Genomic DNA, 17272 nt, shown 5'->3' with positions numbered 1-17272 from the left:
TTTTTCGCGCTAGTCTCGGCGTTTCGACCTCACGTCACGCCGGAGTTTTGCGATGAATCTGCGTCACTGGTTTGCGCTGCTTGCCTGCACGGCGATGCTTGGCATGGCCGACACGGGCATCGCCGCCGAAGTGCCGTTGAAGGTCATGACGTTCAACGTGCGCGTACCGGTGGACACCGGCATGAATGCCTGGGCGAACCGGCGCGAGCTGATGGTGAAGGTGATCCTGGCGGAGCATCCGGACGTGTTGGGCACGCAGGAGCTGACCGAGGAGCAGGGCGAGTATCTTGCCGCGCATCTGCCGGGCTACGCCTGGTTCGGGCAGGGGCGCGACGGTGGCAGCAAGGGCGAGCACATGGGCGTGTTCTATCGCACGGACCGTTTGCAGGTGGAACGCTCCGGTGATTTCTGGCTTTCAGACACGCCCGACGTGCCCGGCAGCAGGACCTGGGGGCAGCCTTACCCGCGCATGGTCACCTGGGCACGGTTCCGCTTTCGCGAGGGCGGCGGCAGCTTCGCGTATTTCAATACGCATTTCCCGTATCGGCTGGAGGACGTGCATGCGCGGATGCTGAGCGCCGACATGATCCTGAAGCGCATCGCCGGGCTTCCCGCCGCCGAGCGAGTGATCCTCACCGGTGATTTCAATTGCGGGCCGGAGACGCCCGTGCACCAGCAACTGACCCGCACGCTGCAGGACGCGTGGCTGACATCGCCGCACCGCACCGGCCCGGACCGGACCTTCCACAACTTCACCGGCACGCCGGACCGGCGCATCGACTGGATATTGAGTCGCGGGTTCAGGGTTTTGGATGTCCAAACGGTGGACGCGCATGAAGGCCCGCGTTATCCCTCCGACCATTTCCCGGTGGTGGCGCAGTTCGGTCGCTGACGGGCATGGCGCCTTTCTTTTCATAATCTCCACATCGCTCGTGGTGTCTTGTCGCCGTTGCTCATGGGCGGCGCGTGTATGCGCTCCCCGGTGGCCGGCGACGGAACGGTAGCTCCGCCACGTTTGCCGGCATGCCGGATGCGGGACGCGAAGCCGTGCGCAACAGGTGCCGCGCGCCAGGTCTGCTTGACGCCGCTGACAAGGTCCACCGACAAGAAGGGCGTCCATCATGAAGTCGCGTTGTGCATTGCAGGGATCCCTGGCGTATGCCCGTTTCCGTCCATTGGCCGTTGCCTGTGCAGCGGCCCTGCTCGCCATCACCGGCATGGAGAGCGTATCGGCGCAGACAGCGTCCGGTACACCGCCGACGGCGAGCGCCGGCACCACCACACCGGTGCCGCAGAAAGCCGGCGATGCGAACACCGGCGACACCAGCGCCGCGTCCACAAAGCCTGTGAAGAAGCCTGAAAAAACGGTGACCGACATGAGCCAGGTGGTGGTCACCGGCATCAGCGGCAGTATCGCCAGCTCGATGAAGACCAAGGAGGATTCGAACAACATCGTCGAGGCCATCTCGGCGGAGGACATCGGCAAGCTGCCCGACGTCAGCATTGCCGACAGCCTCGCGCGCGTGCCCGGCCTGGCCACCCAGCGCGCCGACGGCCACGCCAACGCCATCTCCATCCGCGGCCTGTCGCCGGATTTCGCGGGCACCACGCTGGATGGGCGCGAGCAGGCCACGGTGGGCGAGAACCGCGGCGTGGAGTACGACCAGTACCCGGCCGAGCTGATCAATGGCGTGACCATCTACAAGACGCCCGATGCCAGCCTGGTCGGACAGGGCCTGTCGGGCACGGTCGACCTGCACACCATCAACCCGCTGGATCTGTCGAAGCGGACGTTCGTGTTCAACCTGCGCGGTGCGCACAACAGCAACGGCTCGATGAATCCCGGCACGGGAACAGGGACCAGTGGCCACCGTGCCAGCTTTTCGTATGTCGACCAGTTCTTCAACCACACCCTGGGTATTGCGCTGGGCGTGTCCGTGGTCGACCAGCCGATCCAGGAGCGGCAGTACCAGGCGTGGTGGTGGAGCGCCAACAACGGCAGCGCCGGCATCGACCAGAACTGGGGTGGCCCGCATACGCCGGGCATGCCGGACAACGTGATCTCGCAGGAAGGCATGCAGCTGCGCGCGCAGTCGCAGAAGCAGACGCGCAATGGCGTGATGGCCGTGGTGGAGTGGGCGCCGAACGACGTGTACTACTCCAAGCTGGACATGTACTACTCCACCTTCAGCAAGCGCCGCTACACCAACGGCGCGCAGTGGTCGAGCAGTCCGTACGACCATGTTTCCTACGACAACGTGCAGACTTCGCCGGGCCAGCCGCTGCCGATCGTCACCTCCGGCACGATCCTCGGCGTGGCGCCGATCCTGCAGAACGAATACACGCACGAGCACGACAAGCTCTATTCCATCGGCTGGAACAACAAGCTGTATCTGGGCGACTGGACCTTGATGGCCGACCTGTCCTCATCCAGCGCGCGGGTGAAATTGCACGACGCCTACCTGTTCAGCGGGCTGGCCGATGGCGCGTTCACCAGCGTGGATTTCGACACGCCGGCCGCATTCGGCTATCCGCATTTCACACCCGGCGTTGATCTGGCCGATCCGGCCACGATGGTGTTCACCGACCCTGGCAGCCCGTGGAGCGATCCGCCCGGCTATGGCTACAACGGCCGCGACGAGTTCGACCACCAGGACGACACCATCCACGCGTTCCGGCTGCAGGCCAGCCATCCGCTGGGCTGGATCTTCAGCGACATGGACGTGGGCCTGGCTTGGTCGGACCGCACCAAGACCAAGCATGCGGACGTCTATTTCGCCTACCTCAACGGCAACGGTTCCACCAGGGAGACGTACCAGGCGCACCTCAGTGCTCCGGTCGACCCGGCGATGCTGTATCGCCCCACGTCGCTGGGCTATGGCGGCATCGACGGCATCCTCAATTACGACGTGCTGGGCGCGTTGTACGGCGGCCAGTTCTATCGCGTGCAGAAGAACGGGCAGGGCGACTGGAGCCGCAACTACACCGTCGAGGAAAAGGTGCCGCTGGCCTACGTGAAGTTCAATCTCGACACGCACCTGGGCAGCGTGCCGCTGCGTGGCAACCTGGGCGTGCAGTTCGTGCGCACCAAGCAGTCGTCGAGGGCGTTGCAGACCAATGGCGATGCGCTGGTGGGAAACATCAGCGACGGCGCCTCGTACAACAACGTGCTGCCCAGCCTGAACCTGGTGGCGGAGATCGGCGAACGCCAATACCTGCGGCTGGGGCTGGCCAAGAGCATGGCGCGCGGTCGCATCGATGACGAGAAGGTGGCGACGTCGGCGCATGTGTCGCAGATCACCAACGGGCCCGGCGCGGGTCAGGTCTTGTGGTCGGGGAGCGGCGGCAATCCGCAGCTGCGCCCTTACGTGGCGGTCGGCACCGACCTGTCCTGGGAGAAGTATTTCGGCAAGGCCAGCTACGTGGCCGCGGCGGTGTTCCACAAGAACCTGCTGAACTACATCTACAAGCAGACCGTTCTGGATTACGACTTTTCCAACTACACCAACGACAACCCCACCCTGGTGCCCACCAGCAACATCGGCTCGTTCACCACGCCGCAGAACGGTACCGGCGGCAAGATGGACGGGCTGGAATTGTCCGGTGCGCTGGAAGGTGGGCTGCTGGCGAGTGCACTGGAAGGGTTTGGCGCACAGGCCAATTTCTCGCTGACCAACAGCTCGATTCCGAAGTCGTCCATCTCGTCCATTCCCGGCGGCCCCAAGACCTTGCCCGGGTTGTCGCGCAAAGTGGCCAACCTGGCACTGTTCTACGAGCGCTACGGCTTCTCGATACGCGTGGCCGAGCGCTACCGCTCATCGTTCACCGGCGAGGCGGTGGCGCTGTTCGATCAGCTGGGCTACACCAAGATCCGGGCCAACCGGCAGACCGACCTGCAATTGGGCTACGTGTTTACCGACGGCAGCCTCAACGGCCTGTCGCTGCTGCTGCAGGTCACCAACCTCACCAATTCGGCGGATTCGACGGTGCAGGTGTCCACCCTGGCCAACAACGCGCCGCTCACCCGCCCGCTGGAATATGACACCTGGGGGCGCACCATCCTGTTCGGCATCAACTACAAGCTGTAGTCTGGAGGGCTTGCACGCGAGTTTTTGACGGGTCGAAATGAGAGTCCCCAACGATCGGTGCCTGATACGGGGGTTCGACCGTCGCGGGTGCCGGAAACATGATGGATGCTGGCGCCAGGCAGCCATCGGCTGTGGTGAGTGCGCTGGCCATGGATGAAAACCAGGGGGTAGGGCGCTGGACGCCGTTCCTGTCGGTGATCCTGCTGACGCTGCTGGCCATGACGGGGCTGCATTGGCCGCGCCCGCCGCTGTTCGCGAACATCACTGCCAGTGTGTTGCAGCCGACTGGCGTGATGGTGCATGTGTGGGTGAGCACCGCCGATCGCCGCCTGCGCCTGGCGCGGCAGTTCGACGTGATGGCTGGTGAAAACGATGCCAGGGCGGCGCCGGCCGATGTGATCATCGACCCCAGCCGCAAGTACCAGACCATGGTCGGTTTTGGCGCGGCGCTGACGGATTCGTCGGCCTGGCTGATCCAGAACGCGATGAGTGCCTCGCAGCGGAGCGCGCTGTTGCAGGAGCTTTTCGGGCCGCCGCCGGGGCTCAACTTCCGGATGCTGCGCGTCACCATCGGCGCGTCGGATTTCTCGCTGCAGCACTACACCCTGGACGACATGCCCGCCGGCGAGATCGACCCCGGTTTGCAGCACTTCAACGTGGTGCCGAACCAGGCCTATCTCATCCCGGCGTTGCAGGAGATCGTGGCGCTGCGGCCCGATGTGCAGATCATCGCCTCGCCGTGGAGCGCACCGGCGTGGATGAAGAGCAGCACCAACCTGATCGGCGGCGCCTTGCTGGAGCAGTACGAATCGGTCTTTGCCGATTACCTGGTGCGTTTCGTCGATGCCTTCCAGGGCTACGGCATTCCCATTTTCGCGCTGACCGTGCAGAACGAGCCGGCGTTTTTGCCATTGACCTATCCGGGGATGGAGGTGTCCACCGCTGCGCGCGCGCGCCTCATCGGCCAGTATCTTGGCCCCGCGCTGGCAGGTCGGAAGAACGCGCCGGTGATTCTGGGCTGGGATCACAACTGGGATACGCCCGGCGAGTCGCTGAGCGTGCTGGCCGACCCCGATGCCCGGCGCCATATGGCTGGCATTGCCTGGCATTGCTATCGCGGCAACCCCAGCGCGCAATCCACCGTGCATGACGCCTACCCGCAAATGGACGCCTATCTCACCGAGTGTTCGGGCGGCGACTGGCCGTCGGCGCGCAAGGGTGAGCTGATGCTGTTTGCGCGCAATATCGTGATGGAGAGCGTGCGCAACTGGGCACGCGGCGTCGTCTACTGGAACCTGGCACTGGACCAGAACCACGGCCCGCACGCCGGCGGCTGCGACGAATGCAAGGGCGTGGTCACCATCGACTCGGCCACCGGCGAGGTCAGCCGCAATGACGAGTATTACGCCTTCGGCCACTTCAGCCGGTTCGTGTTGCCGGGCGCCGCGCGGGTGAAGTCCGGCAACACCAACACCGGCATCCACGAGCTGGCGTTCCAGAATCCGGACGATGGCTCGGTGGTGCTGGTGGCGGTGAACGACAAGACCGAGATCAACCACCTGACCGTAAGCCAGGGCTCGCTCCGCTTCGCGTACGACATGCCGCCGAGCAGCGTCGCGACTTTTGTGTGGCCACCCGCCGCCGCAAACGCTTCCGCGTCGACGGCTTCGGGAGACCGGATGGTTCAAGGCGTGAGGTCGGCCGTTGCCAGGGCACGGCGCTGGTGGCGGGAGATCGATGCCACCAGGCCTTCAGGTCGGTAGGGCAATCAGGGAATCGCGGCGGTAATAACGATCTCGACTTTCCAGCCGGGGCTGGCGAGTTTCGCCTGTACGGTGGCGCGCGCAGGCGTGTTGCCTTGCGGTACCCAGCGACCCCAGGCTTCGTTCATGCCGGCGAAATCGGCCATGTCGGCCAGGAAGATTTCCGCCCGCAGGATGTGGCGCTTGTCGGTTTTGGCTTGCGCCAGCAGGGCGTCGATGGAGGCAAGCACCTGTTCGGTCTGGCCGACGATGTCGGCGCCGGCGTCTTCGGCCACCTGGCCGGCGAGGTATGCCACGCCGTTGTGGACGGTCATTTCGGACATGCGCGGGCCGGTATCGAAACGCTGGATCATGGGGCGGTTTCCTGTGGAGTGGTCGCGCATTGTCACCGGATTGCGTTGCCGGTAGAAGCTCGACGGCAGCCATCGCCGGATGGCCGGTTTGGCCATCCGGCGCGTCGCCGTGCATCACGGCATCTGCGGCAGCTCCTGCGGGCGCAGGTCGAACACCAGCACCTCGGCGTTCCCGCCGTTGCCCAGTTGCAGCGTGCGCGGGTTGCGCAAACGCACACCGTCGCCCGCTTCCAGCTTCACGCCGTTGAGCTCGATGCTGCCGCGGGCCACATGCACGTAGGCATGACGGTTGTCGTCCAGCGTGAGCGTGGCGCTTTCATCGGCGTCGAACAGGCCGGCGTAAACGGACGCGTCCTGCTGGATGCGCAGCGACCCGTCGCGGCCATCCGGCGAAATGATCAGGCGCAACTGGCCGCGCTTGTCGGCCTCTGCGAAGTGGCGCTGTTGGTACACCGGTTCGCCGCCGGCTTTTGCCGGTGCGATCCAGATCTGCAGGAAATGCACGCCCTCATCGTCGGACCCGTTGAACTCGCTGTGGGTCACGCCGCTGCCTGCGCTCATCAACTGCACGTCGCCGGGCTTGATCACCGAGCCGGTGCCCATGCTGTCGCTGTGCGCCAGCGCACCTTCCAGCACGTAGGAAAAGATCTCCATGTCGCGGTGCGGGTGTTTGCCGAAGCCCTGGCCCGGCGCCACGCGGTCCTCGTTGATCACGCGCAGGTCGGAAAAGCCCATCTGCGCGCGATCCATGTAGCTGGCGAACGAGAACGTGTGGCGCGAGCTCAACCAGCCGTGTTCCGCCACGCCGCGGTCGGAAGCCTTGCGTACTTGCATCATGGTGCTCTCCTCGTTGATGGGTGGCAGCGTGGGTCGCCCGCTTCGGCGTGTCACGCAATCAAGTGCGGAAGCGGGCGGTTGCTGCGTCTGGGGTGCGATATTAGAGTCGCCATCCGGTTCAATAAAGATGATGAAGTGCTTAATACTGTCAACTTGAGGGCGACAATTTGAACCAGCTTGAGGACATGCGGATCTTTGTGGAGACCGTCGATGCGCAAAGCTTCACGGCGGCAGGGGACCGGCTGGGGCTATCCAAGCAGTTCGTCAGCAAGCGGGTTGCGGCGCTGGAGAAGCGGCTGGGCGCGCGCTTGCTGGTGCGTTCCACCCGGCGGCTGCGCGCTACCGATCTGGGCCTGGCCTACCACGAGCGCGCCCAGCGCATCCTGGAGGAGGTGGATGCCGCCGAGCAGTTGATCACCAGCCAGACCGCGGCGCCGCGCGGATTGTTGCGGCTGAGCGCGCCGATGACGTTCGCCACGCTGCACCTGGGGGCGGTGATCCCCGCGTTCATGCAGCGTCACCCCGAGGTGGTAATCGAGCTGGAGCTCAACGACCGCGCGGTCGACCTGATCGGCGAGGGCTACGACATGGCCGTGCGCATCGGCACGCTGGCCGACTCCAGCCTGGTTGCGCGTCGCATCGCCGCGGTGCAACTGATCACCTGCGCGAGCCCCGGGTACCTGCGCCGTCACGGCACGCCATCGGCACCCGGCGAACTGGCGTCGCATGCCTGCCTGACCTACGGGCGTGCGCGTCGTGGTGAATGGACGTTCCGCGTGGAGGGGCGCATCCGCAAGGTTTCCGTGAGCGGGCCGATGCGCGCCAACAACGGCGAGATGTTGCGCGACGCAGCGATGGCCGGCCTGGGCATTGTCAGCCTGCCGGATTTCATCGTGGCCGCTGCATTGGCCGATCGCCGGCTGGTGCCCGTGCTGGATAAATTTCGGCCCGAAGGCATCAACGTTCATGTGGTTTACCCGCAGCATCGCCAATCCTCACTGCTGGTGCGTGCCTTCAGCGATTTCCTGGCGGAGCGTTTCAGTGCCACGGGTGCGTGACATGGCAGGACGGCGATGGAGGCGTTCGCCGGGCGGTTGATCCTGGTCAGGGGAAGGCGCGGGGAATTTCCGCATCATGGCGAGCCATTGAACGGCCACCCCTTACGGAGCAGACCATGCAATACCAGCTGTCCACCTGTCATCACGACGCCGCCGCCTTCACCGCCGCGCTGCGCCCGCTCGACCCCAATGTGCAGATTGCCCTGGATGCCCCGCGCGGCCGCCTGGAAGTCCTGGCCAACGCCACCGGCAACCAGGTGCTGGACGTGTTGCGCACCATGGATTGCGACGCCGTGCCGCTGGAAACCGAAGTGCATATCAGCGGTGGCAGCACCTGCTGCGGCAGTTGCGGCTGATTCCAATTGCCCGCCGTCCTGTAGGAGCGGCTTCAGCCGCGACGCTCCCGTCCCAGAGCCAGGGCGTCGCGACCGAAGTCGCTCCTGCATGGCGGTGCGGGTCGACCCGGTGCGCCAGATTCGCCTTCACTCGAATTCCGCAACGCCCCTCGAGGTCGCGCCGCTGTGCAACGACGGGCCCGGCGCAGGCGTGCTCTCATTGAACAGGTCGCCCGTGCCCGCATGCGCAACGACACGATTGCGGCCACTGCCCTTGGCGCGATAAAGCGCCATATCCGCTTCCATGCACAACCGCTGCAAGTCGTGGCCGGACACTTCGGTGGACGCCAGGCCGACGCTGGCGGAAATCGTTATCACGCAGTCGTCGTGTCCCATCGGTGTGGCGCCGATCGCAACCCGGATGCGGTTGGCGATGTCCATGCCCAGATGGCGGGAACATCCGGCAAGCAGGATGCCGAATTCCTCGCCGCCCAGACGGCCAAACAGATCGGCGGGCCGCAGCTCCTGCTGGCAGATCGCCACCGTCTGCTTCAACACGGCATCACCCATGGCGTGACCATGCGTATCGTTGACCTGCTTGAAGTAATCGAGGTCGATGAAAATCAGGCAGGCGTGTTCCGTCTTCTTTTTCATCGCCTGCAACAGGCGGGCCGCTTCGCCGATGAAATGCTGGTGGTTGAAGATGCCGGTGAGGCCGTCGTGATGCGACAGCCGCTTGAAGCGCAGTTGCGAACGCTTTAGGCGATAGAGCCAGGAGGCGATGGATGCGACCAGCAACAGCAGTAGCAGAATGTAGAGCCGGCTGGTTTCCACCGCCTTGGCATCCAGCGCCTGCTGCAGCCGCAGCACCGCGTTCTGCTTGCTGAGCCTCTCGGTTTCCAGCTTCCCGGTCAGCAGGTGCTGCTGCACGGTCTGATAAGCCAGCGCGCGGGCACTGACGTCATCGAGGTAGCCCTTGTCCTGCAGCGCGTAACGCTCGAAATACGACAAGGTAGCGGCGGTGTCGCCGAGCTTCTTCTCTGCCTTGTAAAGCACCTCGTAAATGTCCCTGTTTGCCTCGCTGATTTCATTCGGATTATTGAGCGACAGTGCCGTCAGAGCCGCAGTACGGGCCCCGGCAAGGCGCCCCAACGCGAACAGGGCTTTTGCCCGAAATATGGCGGCCGACTCCATGTGGGCGTAGAACCCGTTGCTCTTGATACCTGGCTCGATTCGGTCGAGGAAGGCGAGAGCCTTCGAGGGCCGCTTCTCCCGCAGGTACGCCTCCACCATGACCAGATGCAGCGTCTCGACGTAGACCGGCTGCCCCGCCGCCCTGCATGTCTCGATGGCTTGATGAAACTCCGGGCTGGACGAAGTGAGCTGGGGGCTGTCGTATCGGATGGTGATCTGCAGCGTGCGAGGAGAGCAGAGGGTCTCGCCGGGGGGAAGCTTGCCTTCAACCATTCGTGCGTATTTCAACGCCAGGTCGCGCTTGTCGGCCAACAGCATCGATTGCGACAGATTGATCAGGACTTGAAAGCGCGCAAGCGGATCCTTGATGTTGGGGAGGTCGGTCGCCAGGCGCTCGGCCAGGGCAAAGGCTTCCTCGTACCGGCGGGTGAAGCCCAGCCCAAGCAGGCGCATTGCTGAAGCTCTGGCGGCCAAGGTGGCATCGCCGGAGTGCTCAGCGACGGCGCGCAGTTGCACGTCGGCCTTGGTGTAGTCGCCCTGGTACCCGGTTTGCCACGCATCGAGATAACGCAGGTGCCATTGCTCGGCAGGGCTGAGGCGAGGCGCTTCGCGGTGGAGCTGCGCCAGCATGCGCATGAATCGCGGGTGATCGCTGGTGCGTGCGTTGTCGGTTTGCGCAAGGAACGCTGCGGGATCGGGTATCGCTGTGCTGGCCCGGGTCGTTCCGACGATCACGCAGATGGCCAGGCCCACGCAGGCGGGCCATGAGCGATAGCGGATCGGCAGAGGAGGCATGGGTATGCGTTGTCCGCGTGCGTCAGGGGTTGCCCTGGTCGGGAATGGGAACCGATGGCGGCTCATGGTCGCCGGGTTCGGTTTCATCCTCCTCGTGCCCGGGCGTATGCGTGACCTGGGGTTGCTTCATCGGCCTGTGCCCGATTTCCGCGTAGAGCGCCGCCCCATCGCCGGATGATGCCGCGGTTGTGAGCGCCTCGGATGCGCCCAGCTGTTGCAGCCGGCCCACCAGCTCGTGCCTCCGCGCATGTCGCAGTGATGCATCGCCGCCAATGGTTGCCAGAAGTTCGATCGTGTTCGACATGTCTCCCCCTGCTTTCGATATTGCCGGGCATCAGCCTCGAATGCATCGTGCGGCGATATCCCGCATCACGCCATGATGGTTTCCCGATCCAGCGCCGCCAGCTGCTCACGCATGGCGAGATAGGGTTTGAGCGGCGCGGCGGGTGGCAGCACCACGGTGTGTTCTGTTGTCAGGTCGGCGGTCGGCAGATCACGCAACGCGATGCGGCGCATTTCCGGCGCCTGAATCGGCAAGGTCGCGGCACGATAAATGATCACTTCGTGATCCAGCGGATAGTCCCGCCTCAGCAGATCCACCAGCACCTGTCGGTAGGCTGAGCCAGTGGAAAATCGCGTCAACGACAAATCGCCTACCAGCCCGACCTGCCACAGCACCAGATAGCCGGTGGGATCGATTCTGCGCTCGTAGAAAAGCAGTTGGCTGGCTTCGAAATGTTGGCATCCGAAACGACCAGGGTCGATGCCCAGGTCGGCATAGAGACAATCCTCGGCGGAAATGCCAGGCTCCATGTGCGCCTCGAAGCCTTCGGCGCGGGCCACCTCGATGACCTTGTGCGGCGACCAGGCGAAGATGCCGGGGTGGCCGTAGAACACGCCGCAGACCCGCTTGCCTGCACGCAGCTCGATCATCATCAACTCGACCCATTGCCGATAGGTCTGCATTCGTGATTTGCCTTCCCCGTAATACGGCTGAAGGCTGCGTACGTCGGCATGCATCCGTTGCAGCCACATTTCCACGGCACCATCGGAAAGCCCCGCAAACACCACATCGGCTTGTGCGATATGGCTGCGTGCCAACGGCGTGAGATGGGAGCCCAGCGTCATGCCCATGCCGACGCACGCCAGACTGCCGCGTCGGGACCCGATCGATGGCGGGTGGGTGGTGATCATCGCTGGATAATAGGACAGTCGAAGCCGAACCGAAGGCCGGATGCGCTTGCGACAACGGCTTGCGATCGGTGCATGGCTCGACCTCCGAACGACGTCATTCCAGCTAGGCGGTGGCTGATCAGCCATGTGGTGCCGGCGATCAGAAGCCATCCCAGTATGGCGGCTCACCAAATGAATTCTTTAGGTGATCGATGAAAAGCTTCGCCTTCGCCGCGTGCGAACGGCCGGGCATGCGCACGGCGTGAATCGCTGATCGGGCCATCTTCGACGGCGTGGGTCGATCGGGAAACAGCACCACCAGTTTCCCGGCACGAACCAGATCCCCCACCAGCCAACTGGCCAGGTGAACGATGCCAATGCCGGCGACGGCGGCGCCCAGCAAGGCTTCGGCGTCGTCGGTGCGCAACGACCCACGCACGGGAAGCGCGGCTTCCCGGTTGATGCCGGAAAAGCACCACCACTCGGGCGGCGGCGTGGAGGCGAAGGTGAGGCAGTTGTGCTCCAGCAGTTGCTCGGGCGTGGCGGGATGACCGCGGCGGGCAAGGTATTCGGGGCTTGCGCAGACCATGCGCCGGGACGGTGCCAGTCGCGTGGCGACCAAGTCGCTGTCGGGCAACGTGCCCATGCGGACGGCCACGTCGACGCGCTGGGTCAGCAGGTCCACGCGCTGGTCGCTGAGGTGCAGGTCGATCTCGATCGCCGGGTAGCGCTTCAGGAACCCGGTCATCGCTGGAATGACGTGCAGCCGGCCGAACGCGGCGGGCGCCGTTACCGTCAACAGGCCGCGCGGGTCGGCCTGCAGATCCGCCAGGCTGTGCCGGGCGTCATCCATTTCCGAAACGATGTGGCGGGCGCGCGGCAGAAACTGCTCGCCGGCATCCGTCAGCACCAGTGCGCGCGAATGCCGCGCCAGCAGCTTCGTGCCCAGCTCGGTTTCCAGCGTGCCGATCTTGCGGGTGATCGAGGACACGGCCACGTCGCGGCGCTTCGCCACGGCGGTGAAGCTGCGTTCGGTGGCCACGTCGATAAAGGTTCTGATGGCGTCGAGCATGGTGCCCCGTGTTGCTGAAAATGCAAACCTGCCTTGCACATTTACTGATTGTAGTGAAATACGCAAATGCCCAACATGGCGCCACCTTCAACCACCAAGGCGAAAACCATGCGTACCCACCTCCGCGGCAACATCCTCCGCGCCACCACCGCAGCCATCCTGCTGGGCCTCACGGCGTCCAGCGCCCTCGCCGCGGCGCCGATGGCCCAGACATCGGCGCCGGGCTATTACCGCTTCATGCTGGGCAATTTCGAGGTCACCGCGCTCAGCGACGGCACGGTGGATCTGCCGGTGGATCAATTGCTGCAGGAGCCGGCCGCGAAAACGGTGGCTGCGCTGAACCACGCCTTCCAGAAGACGCCGCAGGAAACCTCGGACAACGCCTACCTGATCAATACCGGCAAGCGCCTGATCCTGATCGATACCGGCGCCGGCGACCTGTTCGGGCCCACGCTCGGCAAGCTGATGGGCAACCTGAAAGCGTCCGGTTATACCGCTGCGGAGGTCGACGACATTCTGCTGACCCACATGCATCCGGACCACATCGGCGGCCTGGCGAAGAACAGCGTGATCCAGTTTCCCAACGCCATCGTCCATGCGGAGCGTGACGAGGGGAATTACTGGTTGAGCGAGACGAACCTGGCGAAGGCACCAGACGCCTCGAAGGCCTTCTTCAAGGACGCCATGGCCGAGGTCGATCCGTATGTGAAGGCCGGGAAATTCCGGCCGTTCAAGGGCGACGTGGCGTTGCTGCCGGGTGTCAGCTCGTACACCAGCTTCGGGCACACGGCGGGACACACCTCCTACATGATCGAAAGCCAGGGGCAGAAGCTGTTGGTGATGGGCGACCTCATTCACGTCCCCGCCGTCCAGCTCGATCATCCGAACGTGACCATCTCCTTCGACAGCGACCCGAAGGAAGCGGCGGCGTCGCGCATCCGCGTATTCAATGCGATGGCGAAGGACAGGACGCTGGTCGCCGGTGCGCACATCCCGTTCCCCGGCGTTGGCCATCTGCGCAAGGCCGGCACGTCCTATCAGTGGGTGCCGGTCAACTTCAGCCGGATGCGTCCGAACGGGGACTGAGCATCTTCGGGAGTCGGAGTCGAAAAGCAGCGGTTCATCGCTGCTTTTCGCTTTCAGCGGCGCACCGCCAGCACGCCGTCCAGCGCCAGTTGCGCCTTGAAGCCGGCTTTCTCCAGCCGCTTCTCCACTTCGCGCGGTACGTCGCGGCCGCTGGTGAGTTTGTTCGGGCTGCCGGTGTAGTGGAACAGCCGCCCGCCGCGACGCAGCACGCGGGCGAGCTGGTCGTAGAACGCCTGCGAGTAGAGTTCGCCCGCGATGCCGAAGCGCGGTGGGTCGTGCAGCACCGCGTCGACCGAGGCATCGGCGAACTGCGCGATCGCCTGCGATACATCGGCATGCGCCAGCAGCAGGCGGCCGGCGCTGGTATCGGCGTCCGGGTCGGGCGACCACGGGTTCAGCGTGCGCAGCCACAGCACGTCGGCGTTCTTCTCGAACGAATGGATACGCGCCACGCCGGCTTCCAGGCAGCAGGCCGCGAAGTAGCCGAGGCCACCGCAGGTATCGAGCACGACCTTGCCGGCGGGCTCGACCAGGGCCACCTTGCGGCGCGCGTCCTCGAACGGCGACTCCTTCGACGTGGGCAGCATCTTGATGCCGTCGATCTCGAACGTGGGTGCACCCCATTCAGTGGGCACCAGTTTGATCAGCGAACCGGCAAAGCGTGCCACCGGCGCGTAATCGTCACCATCGCGGTAGTAGATGGTGCGGTCTTTCAGCTTGCCGGGGTAGGGATGAAGCTGCCCGCGCCACTCCCAGCCTTGCGCCGACAACCGGGCGTGGTCGCGGGTGAAACCCAGCGTCAGCGAGCCCTGCCACTCGTCTGAGCCCGCGTCGCGCGCCGCGCATAGCGCTTCGGCGACGGGGCGCGTGAGCAGTGGGCCGGAATAATGCGGCACGTGGGGTGATCTCCTTGGTTATCGGGGGCGCGCAGGGCGCCGGCAGGATAGCGTGGAGTGGGGCGGGCTGCTGGTTCATTGCACGCTTGGGGGGAAGATCAAAAGCGGACCCCTTCCCAGCCCTCCCCTGCGAGCAGGGGAGGGAGCTGAGCGTGCGGCTTCCGGCGAAAGGGAAGTTGAAGAGGGGGCGGGCTTGGAGATCATTTCCACGCCCACCCACGCAGTGGAAAGTGCGGGCCTGTACGATGGCCCGCTGTCGATTCTGCCGGCCAGGCCCAGCCCATCAACGTTTTCACCCGTCAACCGATGGATCGCGAGATCCTGCGCCTGGCGCTGCCGGCGTTCGGTGCGCTGGTGGCCGAGCCGCTGTTTCTGCTGGCGGATTCGGCCATGGTCGGGCACCTGGGCGAGGAGCCGCTGGCGGGTCTGGGGCTGGCCGGCGCGATCCTTCAGACGATCATCGGGCTGATGGTTTTCCTGGCCTACAACACCACGCCGGCGGTGGCTCGCTGGCTGGGTGCGGGGGATGGTCGTCGTGCCGTGGCGGTGGGTATCGATGGGCTGTGGTTTGCGCTGGGCCTCGGTATCGTCCTGGCCGGCGCGGGCTGGGTGGCGACCCCGGCGCTGGTGGCGGCGTTCGGTGCGAATGCCGCGGTATCCACGGCGGCGGTCACTTATCTGGGCATATCGATGGCGGGTATTCCGGCCATGCTGCTGGTGTTCGCGGCCAGCGGTTTGCTTCGCGGCCTGCAGGACACCCGCACACCGCTGGTCGTGGCGGGTGTCGGCTTTGCCGTCAATATCGTGCTCAATTTCTGGTTCATTTACGGCCTGGGACAGGGCATCGCCGGTTCCGCGGTCGGTTCGATCGTGGCGCAATGGCTGATGGTGGCGGCTTATCTTGTGGTGGTGAGTAGCCACGCGAGGCGCGAGGGCGCCAGTCTTTGGCCGCGACGCGCCGGCATGCTGCTGGGCGCGACCGCGGGCGGCTGGCTTTTCCTGCGCACGCTGACGATGCGCATCGCGATGGTGCTTGCGGTCTATGTGGCGACTGGGCTGGGTTCGCCGCAACTGGCGGCCTTCCAGATCGTGATGACGTTGTTCGCCACGCTGGCGTTCGCGCTGGATGCGTTGGCGATTGCCGCCCAAGCGCTGGTCGGCCGCCATCTTGGGGCAGGCGACCGCGCCAGTGTGAAGGCCGTGCTGCGCCGATGCCTGGAGTGGGGTGTGCTGGCGGGCCTGTTGTCCGGCGCGCTGGTGGTGATCGGCAATGGGGTGCTGGGTCGCCTGTTCACCAGCGCAGCCAGCGTGCAGGCGCTGCTGCCGCCCAGCCTGGTCATGCTCGGCCTTTCGGTTCCCATCGGCGCCGTGGTGTGGGTGCTGGATGGCGTGCTGATCGGCGCGGGCGACCTTCGCTATCTTGCCGTGGCCGGGGTGATCAATCTGGCGGTCTTCGTGCCGCTGGCCGTCGCCATTCTCGTCATCGCGCCGGTGGGGATGGCAGGGCTTGGCTGGCTCACCGCCGCCTTTGTCTTCGGCTTTCTGGGGGCGCGCTTCGCCACGCTCGGCTGGCGCGTCCGGCATGATCGGTGGATGGTTGTGGGGCCTGATCGATCACGCCGCTAGGCGGCGGAGTTTGTCCACGGCCGGCAACCCTGCCATGGATTCAGTGAATCAGCCTTCGTCAGGCGAAGTCTTGTTCTCGGCATCGGCGGCGGCTTTTTCCGCTTCGCGCGCCTGGCGCTTGCGCGCATCCTTCTCTTCCTGCTGCTTTTTCTTGGCGAGCTCGCGCTGTCGCTTTTCGAATGAATAATTGGGCTTTGCCAAGAGGTATGTCTCCGTTGGAACCGCCAGTGTAATACCGCGGGGCCGATGTGGGGGCGCGGACGTACCGCCTTATCGCGGCATGGATTATTCTCGGCGGCCCATCGACCAGGCATTGCCGCGTCACGCGTCCTGCGTGCCAGGCGAAGAGACGACCATGTCGCAACAAGCATCATTCCCCGGGTTTGCGCAGCCCGTGGCCACCGACCGCCTGTTTCTGGCGATATTCCCGAATCGCGATACCGCCGAAAGGCTCGCCGCCTTCGCGTCCGCACAATGTGCCCGTCACGATTTGCGCGGCAAACCGCTGGCGACTGACCGGTTCCACGTCACGCTGTTCCATCTGGGCGATTCGGTGGGCTTGCGCCTGGATGTGGTCGAGGCGGCCCGTGCCGCGGCGGCGCAGGTCACGGCGGCGCCGTTCGATGTGGTTTTCGACCAGGTCACCAGTTTTGACGCGCACCGGGAAAAGTCGCCATTCGTGCTGACGGCCGATCATGGCAACGAGTCGTTGCACGCTTTTCAGGTCGAGCTTGGCGTGCGCTTGCGCGAGGCCGGGCTGGGCCGCTGCGTAACCACGGGTTTCAGGCCGCACCTTACGCTGGCGTATGACCGTCGGGTGGTCGCTTCCGAAGTGGTGGCCCCGATCGCGTGGCGGGCGGAGGAGTTCGTGCTGGTGCACAGCCTGCTGGGCCAGACGCGTCACATTCCGCTGGCGCATTGGCCGCTCGGATAGTTCAACCGTCGACGCGACATTCCGCGCATCGGTGCGTTCACGTGCGGTAGTCGGCGCGAACC

At 64.9% G+C, this 17272-nt stretch carries 16 protein-coding genes; 8 read left to right on the top strand and 8 right to left on the bottom strand.

Going from position 1 to position 17272, the window contains the following annotated elements; all coding sequences use genetic code 11:
* The first annotated feature begins 52 nt into the window (after positions 1 to 52).
* The 3 genes from ACFPK0_RS09625 to ACFPK0_RS09615 all read left to right on the top strand — a co-directional run bounded on the left by ACFPK0_RS09625 (position 53) and on the right by ACFPK0_RS09615 (position 5851).
* The gene (locus tag ACFPK0_RS09625) at positions 53 to 892 is read left to right on the top strand and encodes an endonuclease/exonuclease/phosphatase family protein (RefSeq protein WP_377340121.1); all 840 of its coding nucleotides are present in this window, start codon (positions 53 to 55) and stop codon (positions 890 to 892) included.
* Between the two features lie 229 nt (positions 893 to 1121).
* Positions 1122 to 4088, top strand: coding sequence for a TonB-dependent receptor (locus ACFPK0_RS09620; RefSeq protein ID WP_377340117.1), 2967 nt, complete (start codon positions 1122 to 1124; stop codon positions 4086 to 4088).
* 149 nt (positions 4089 to 4237) lie between these two features.
* Positions 4238 to 5851 (top strand): glycoside hydrolase family 30 protein, encoded by a 1614-nt coding sequence (locus ACFPK0_RS09615; protein ID WP_377340320.1) that lies wholly within the window; start codon positions 4238 to 4240, stop codon positions 5849 to 5851.
* A gap of 5 nt (positions 5852 to 5856) precedes the next feature.
* On the opposite strand, the gene ACFPK0_RS09610 is transcribed toward ACFPK0_RS09615, so the two are convergent.
* Both ACFPK0_RS09610 and ACFPK0_RS09605 read right to left on the bottom strand, forming a co-directional pair.
* Positions 5857 to 6204 (bottom strand): RidA family protein, encoded by a 348-nt coding sequence (locus tag ACFPK0_RS09610; RefSeq protein ID WP_377340114.1) that lies wholly within the window; start codon positions 6202 to 6204, stop codon positions 5857 to 5859.
* Between the two features lie 114 nt (positions 6205 to 6318).
* Positions 6319 to 7041, bottom strand: a complete 723-nt coding sequence (locus tag ACFPK0_RS09605; RefSeq protein ID WP_056078699.1) for a pirin family protein — start codon at positions 7039 to 7041, stop codon at positions 6319 to 6321.
* 167 nt (positions 7042 to 7208) lie between these two features.
* Between ACFPK0_RS09605 and ACFPK0_RS09600 the strand changes: the two genes are divergently transcribed.
* Positions 7209 to 8099, top strand: a complete 891-nt coding sequence (locus ACFPK0_RS09600) for a LysR family transcriptional regulator (RefSeq protein ID WP_377340111.1) — start codon at positions 7209 to 7211, stop codon at positions 8097 to 8099.
* Positions 8100 to 8215: 116 nt separating this feature from the next.
* Positions 8216 to 8455, top strand: a complete 240-nt coding sequence (locus ACFPK0_RS09595) for a hypothetical protein (RefSeq protein ID WP_056078704.1) — start codon at positions 8216 to 8218, stop codon at positions 8453 to 8455.
* Positions 8456 to 8581: 126 nt separating this feature from the next.
* On the opposite strand, the gene ACFPK0_RS09590 is transcribed toward ACFPK0_RS09595, so the two are convergent.
* From ACFPK0_RS09590 to ACFPK0_RS09575, 4 genes are all read right to left on the bottom strand, one after another.
* Entirely contained in the window at positions 8582 to 10423 is a 1842-nt protein-coding gene (locus tag ACFPK0_RS09590) for a tetratricopeptide repeat-containing diguanylate cyclase (RefSeq protein ID WP_377340109.1), read from the bottom strand.
* A gap of 22 nt (positions 10424 to 10445) precedes the next feature.
* Positions 10446 to 10727 (bottom strand): hypothetical protein, encoded by a 282-nt coding sequence (locus ACFPK0_RS09585; RefSeq protein ID WP_056078706.1) that lies wholly within the window; start codon positions 10725 to 10727, stop codon positions 10446 to 10448.
* 65 nt (positions 10728 to 10792) lie between these two features.
* Positions 10793 to 11617 carry an SAM-dependent methyltransferase gene (locus tag ACFPK0_RS09580; RefSeq protein ID WP_056078710.1) on the bottom strand — a complete coding sequence of 275 codons (825 nt, stop codon included), beginning with the start codon at positions 11615 to 11617 and terminating at the stop codon, positions 10793 to 10795.
* A 139-nt stretch (positions 11618 to 11756) separates the two neighbouring features.
* Entirely contained in the window at positions 11757 to 12668 is a 912-nt protein-coding gene (locus ACFPK0_RS09575) for a LysR family transcriptional regulator (protein WP_056078713.1), read from the bottom strand.
* A 108-nt stretch (positions 12669 to 12776) separates the two neighbouring features.
* On the opposite strand from ACFPK0_RS09575, the gene ACFPK0_RS09570 reads away from it, so the two are divergent.
* A complete protein-coding gene (locus ACFPK0_RS09570) occupies positions 12777 to 13754 on the top strand; it encodes an MBL fold metallo-hydrolase (RefSeq protein ID WP_377340106.1) in 978 nt (325 codons plus the stop codon).
* A 53-nt stretch (positions 13755 to 13807) separates the two neighbouring features.
* Here the strand turns inward: ACFPK0_RS09570 and ACFPK0_RS09565 are convergent, their stop codons facing one another.
* Positions 13808 to 14650: a class I SAM-dependent methyltransferase gene (locus ACFPK0_RS09565; protein WP_377340104.1), complete on the bottom strand. Its 843-nt coding sequence runs from the start codon at positions 14648 to 14650 to the stop codon at positions 13808 to 13810.
* Between the two features lie 306 nt (positions 14651 to 14956).
* On the opposite strand from ACFPK0_RS09565, the gene ACFPK0_RS09560 reads away from it, so the two are divergent.
* Positions 14957 to 16276: an MATE family efflux transporter gene (locus tag ACFPK0_RS09560; protein WP_056078718.1), complete on the top strand. Its 1320-nt coding sequence runs from the start codon at positions 14957 to 14959 to the stop codon at positions 16274 to 16276.
* A gap of 48 nt (positions 16277 to 16324) precedes the next feature.
* Here the strand turns inward: ACFPK0_RS09560 and ACFPK0_RS09555 are convergent, their stop codons facing one another.
* The gene (locus ACFPK0_RS09555; protein WP_200945319.1) at positions 16325 to 16477 is read right to left on the bottom strand and encodes a hypothetical protein; all 153 of its coding nucleotides are present in this window, start codon (positions 16475 to 16477) and stop codon (positions 16325 to 16327) included.
* A gap of 154 nt (positions 16478 to 16631) precedes the next feature.
* On the opposite strand from ACFPK0_RS09555, the gene ACFPK0_RS09550 reads away from it, so the two are divergent.
* A complete protein-coding gene (locus ACFPK0_RS09550; RefSeq protein WP_377340101.1) occupies positions 16632 to 17210 on the top strand; it encodes a 2'-5' RNA ligase family protein in 579 nt (192 codons plus the stop codon).
* The last annotated feature ends 62 nt before the right edge of the window (positions 17211 to 17272 follow it).

Origin of the sequence: Rhodanobacter ginsenosidimutans (genome assembly GCF_042655685.1) — a bacterium.
Lineage (GTDB): Bacteria > Pseudomonadota > Gammaproteobacteria > Xanthomonadales > Rhodanobacteraceae > Rhodanobacter > Rhodanobacter ginsenosidimutans.
This window is presented reverse-complemented; position numbering and strand designations above follow the sequence as displayed.

Coding starts and splice junctions, on each gene's coding strand:
- ACFPK0_RS09590 (WP_377340109.1), bottom strand. CDS start 10,423: ATGCCTCCTCTGCCGATCCGCTATCGCTCATGGCCCGCCTGCGTGGGC.
- ACFPK0_RS09560 (WP_056078718.1), top strand. CDS start 14,957: ATGGATCGCGAGATCCTGCGCCTGGCGCTGCCGGCGTTCGGTGCGCTG.
- ACFPK0_RS09625 (WP_377340121.1), top strand. CDS start 53: ATGAATCTGCGTCACTGGTTTGCGCTGCTTGCCTGCACGGCGATGCTT.
- ACFPK0_RS09610 (WP_377340114.1), bottom strand. CDS start 6,204: ATGATCCAGCGTTTCGATACCGGCCCGCGCATGTCCGAAATGACCGTC.
- ACFPK0_RS09575 (WP_056078713.1), bottom strand. CDS start 12,668: ATGCTCGACGCCATCAGAACCTTTATCGACGTGGCCACCGAACGCAGC.
- ACFPK0_RS09585 (WP_056078706.1), bottom strand. CDS start 10,727: ATGTCGAACACGATCGAACTTCTGGCAACCATTGGCGGCGATGCATCA.
- ACFPK0_RS09570 (WP_377340106.1), top strand. CDS start 12,777: ATGCGTACCCACCTCCGCGGCAACATCCTCCGCGCCACCACCGCAGCC.
- ACFPK0_RS09620 (WP_377340117.1), top strand. CDS start 1,122: ATGAAGTCGCGTTGTGCATTGCAGGGATCCCTGGCGTATGCCCGTTTC.
- ACFPK0_RS09615 (WP_377340320.1), top strand. CDS start 4,238: ATGGATGAAAACCAGGGGGTAGGGCGCTGGACGCCGTTCCTGTCGGTG.
- ACFPK0_RS09605 (WP_056078699.1), bottom strand. CDS start 7,041: ATGATGCAAGTACGCAAGGCTTCCGACCGCGGCGTGGCGGAACACGGC.
- ACFPK0_RS09550 (WP_377340101.1), top strand. CDS start 16,632: ATGTCGCAACAAGCATCATTCCCCGGGTTTGCGCAGCCCGTGGCCACC.
- ACFPK0_RS09595 (WP_056078704.1), top strand. CDS start 8,216: ATGCAATACCAGCTGTCCACCTGTCATCACGACGCCGCCGCCTTCACC.
- ACFPK0_RS09580 (WP_056078710.1), bottom strand. CDS start 11,617: ATGATCACCACCCACCCGCCATCGATCGGGTCCCGACGCGGCAGTCTG.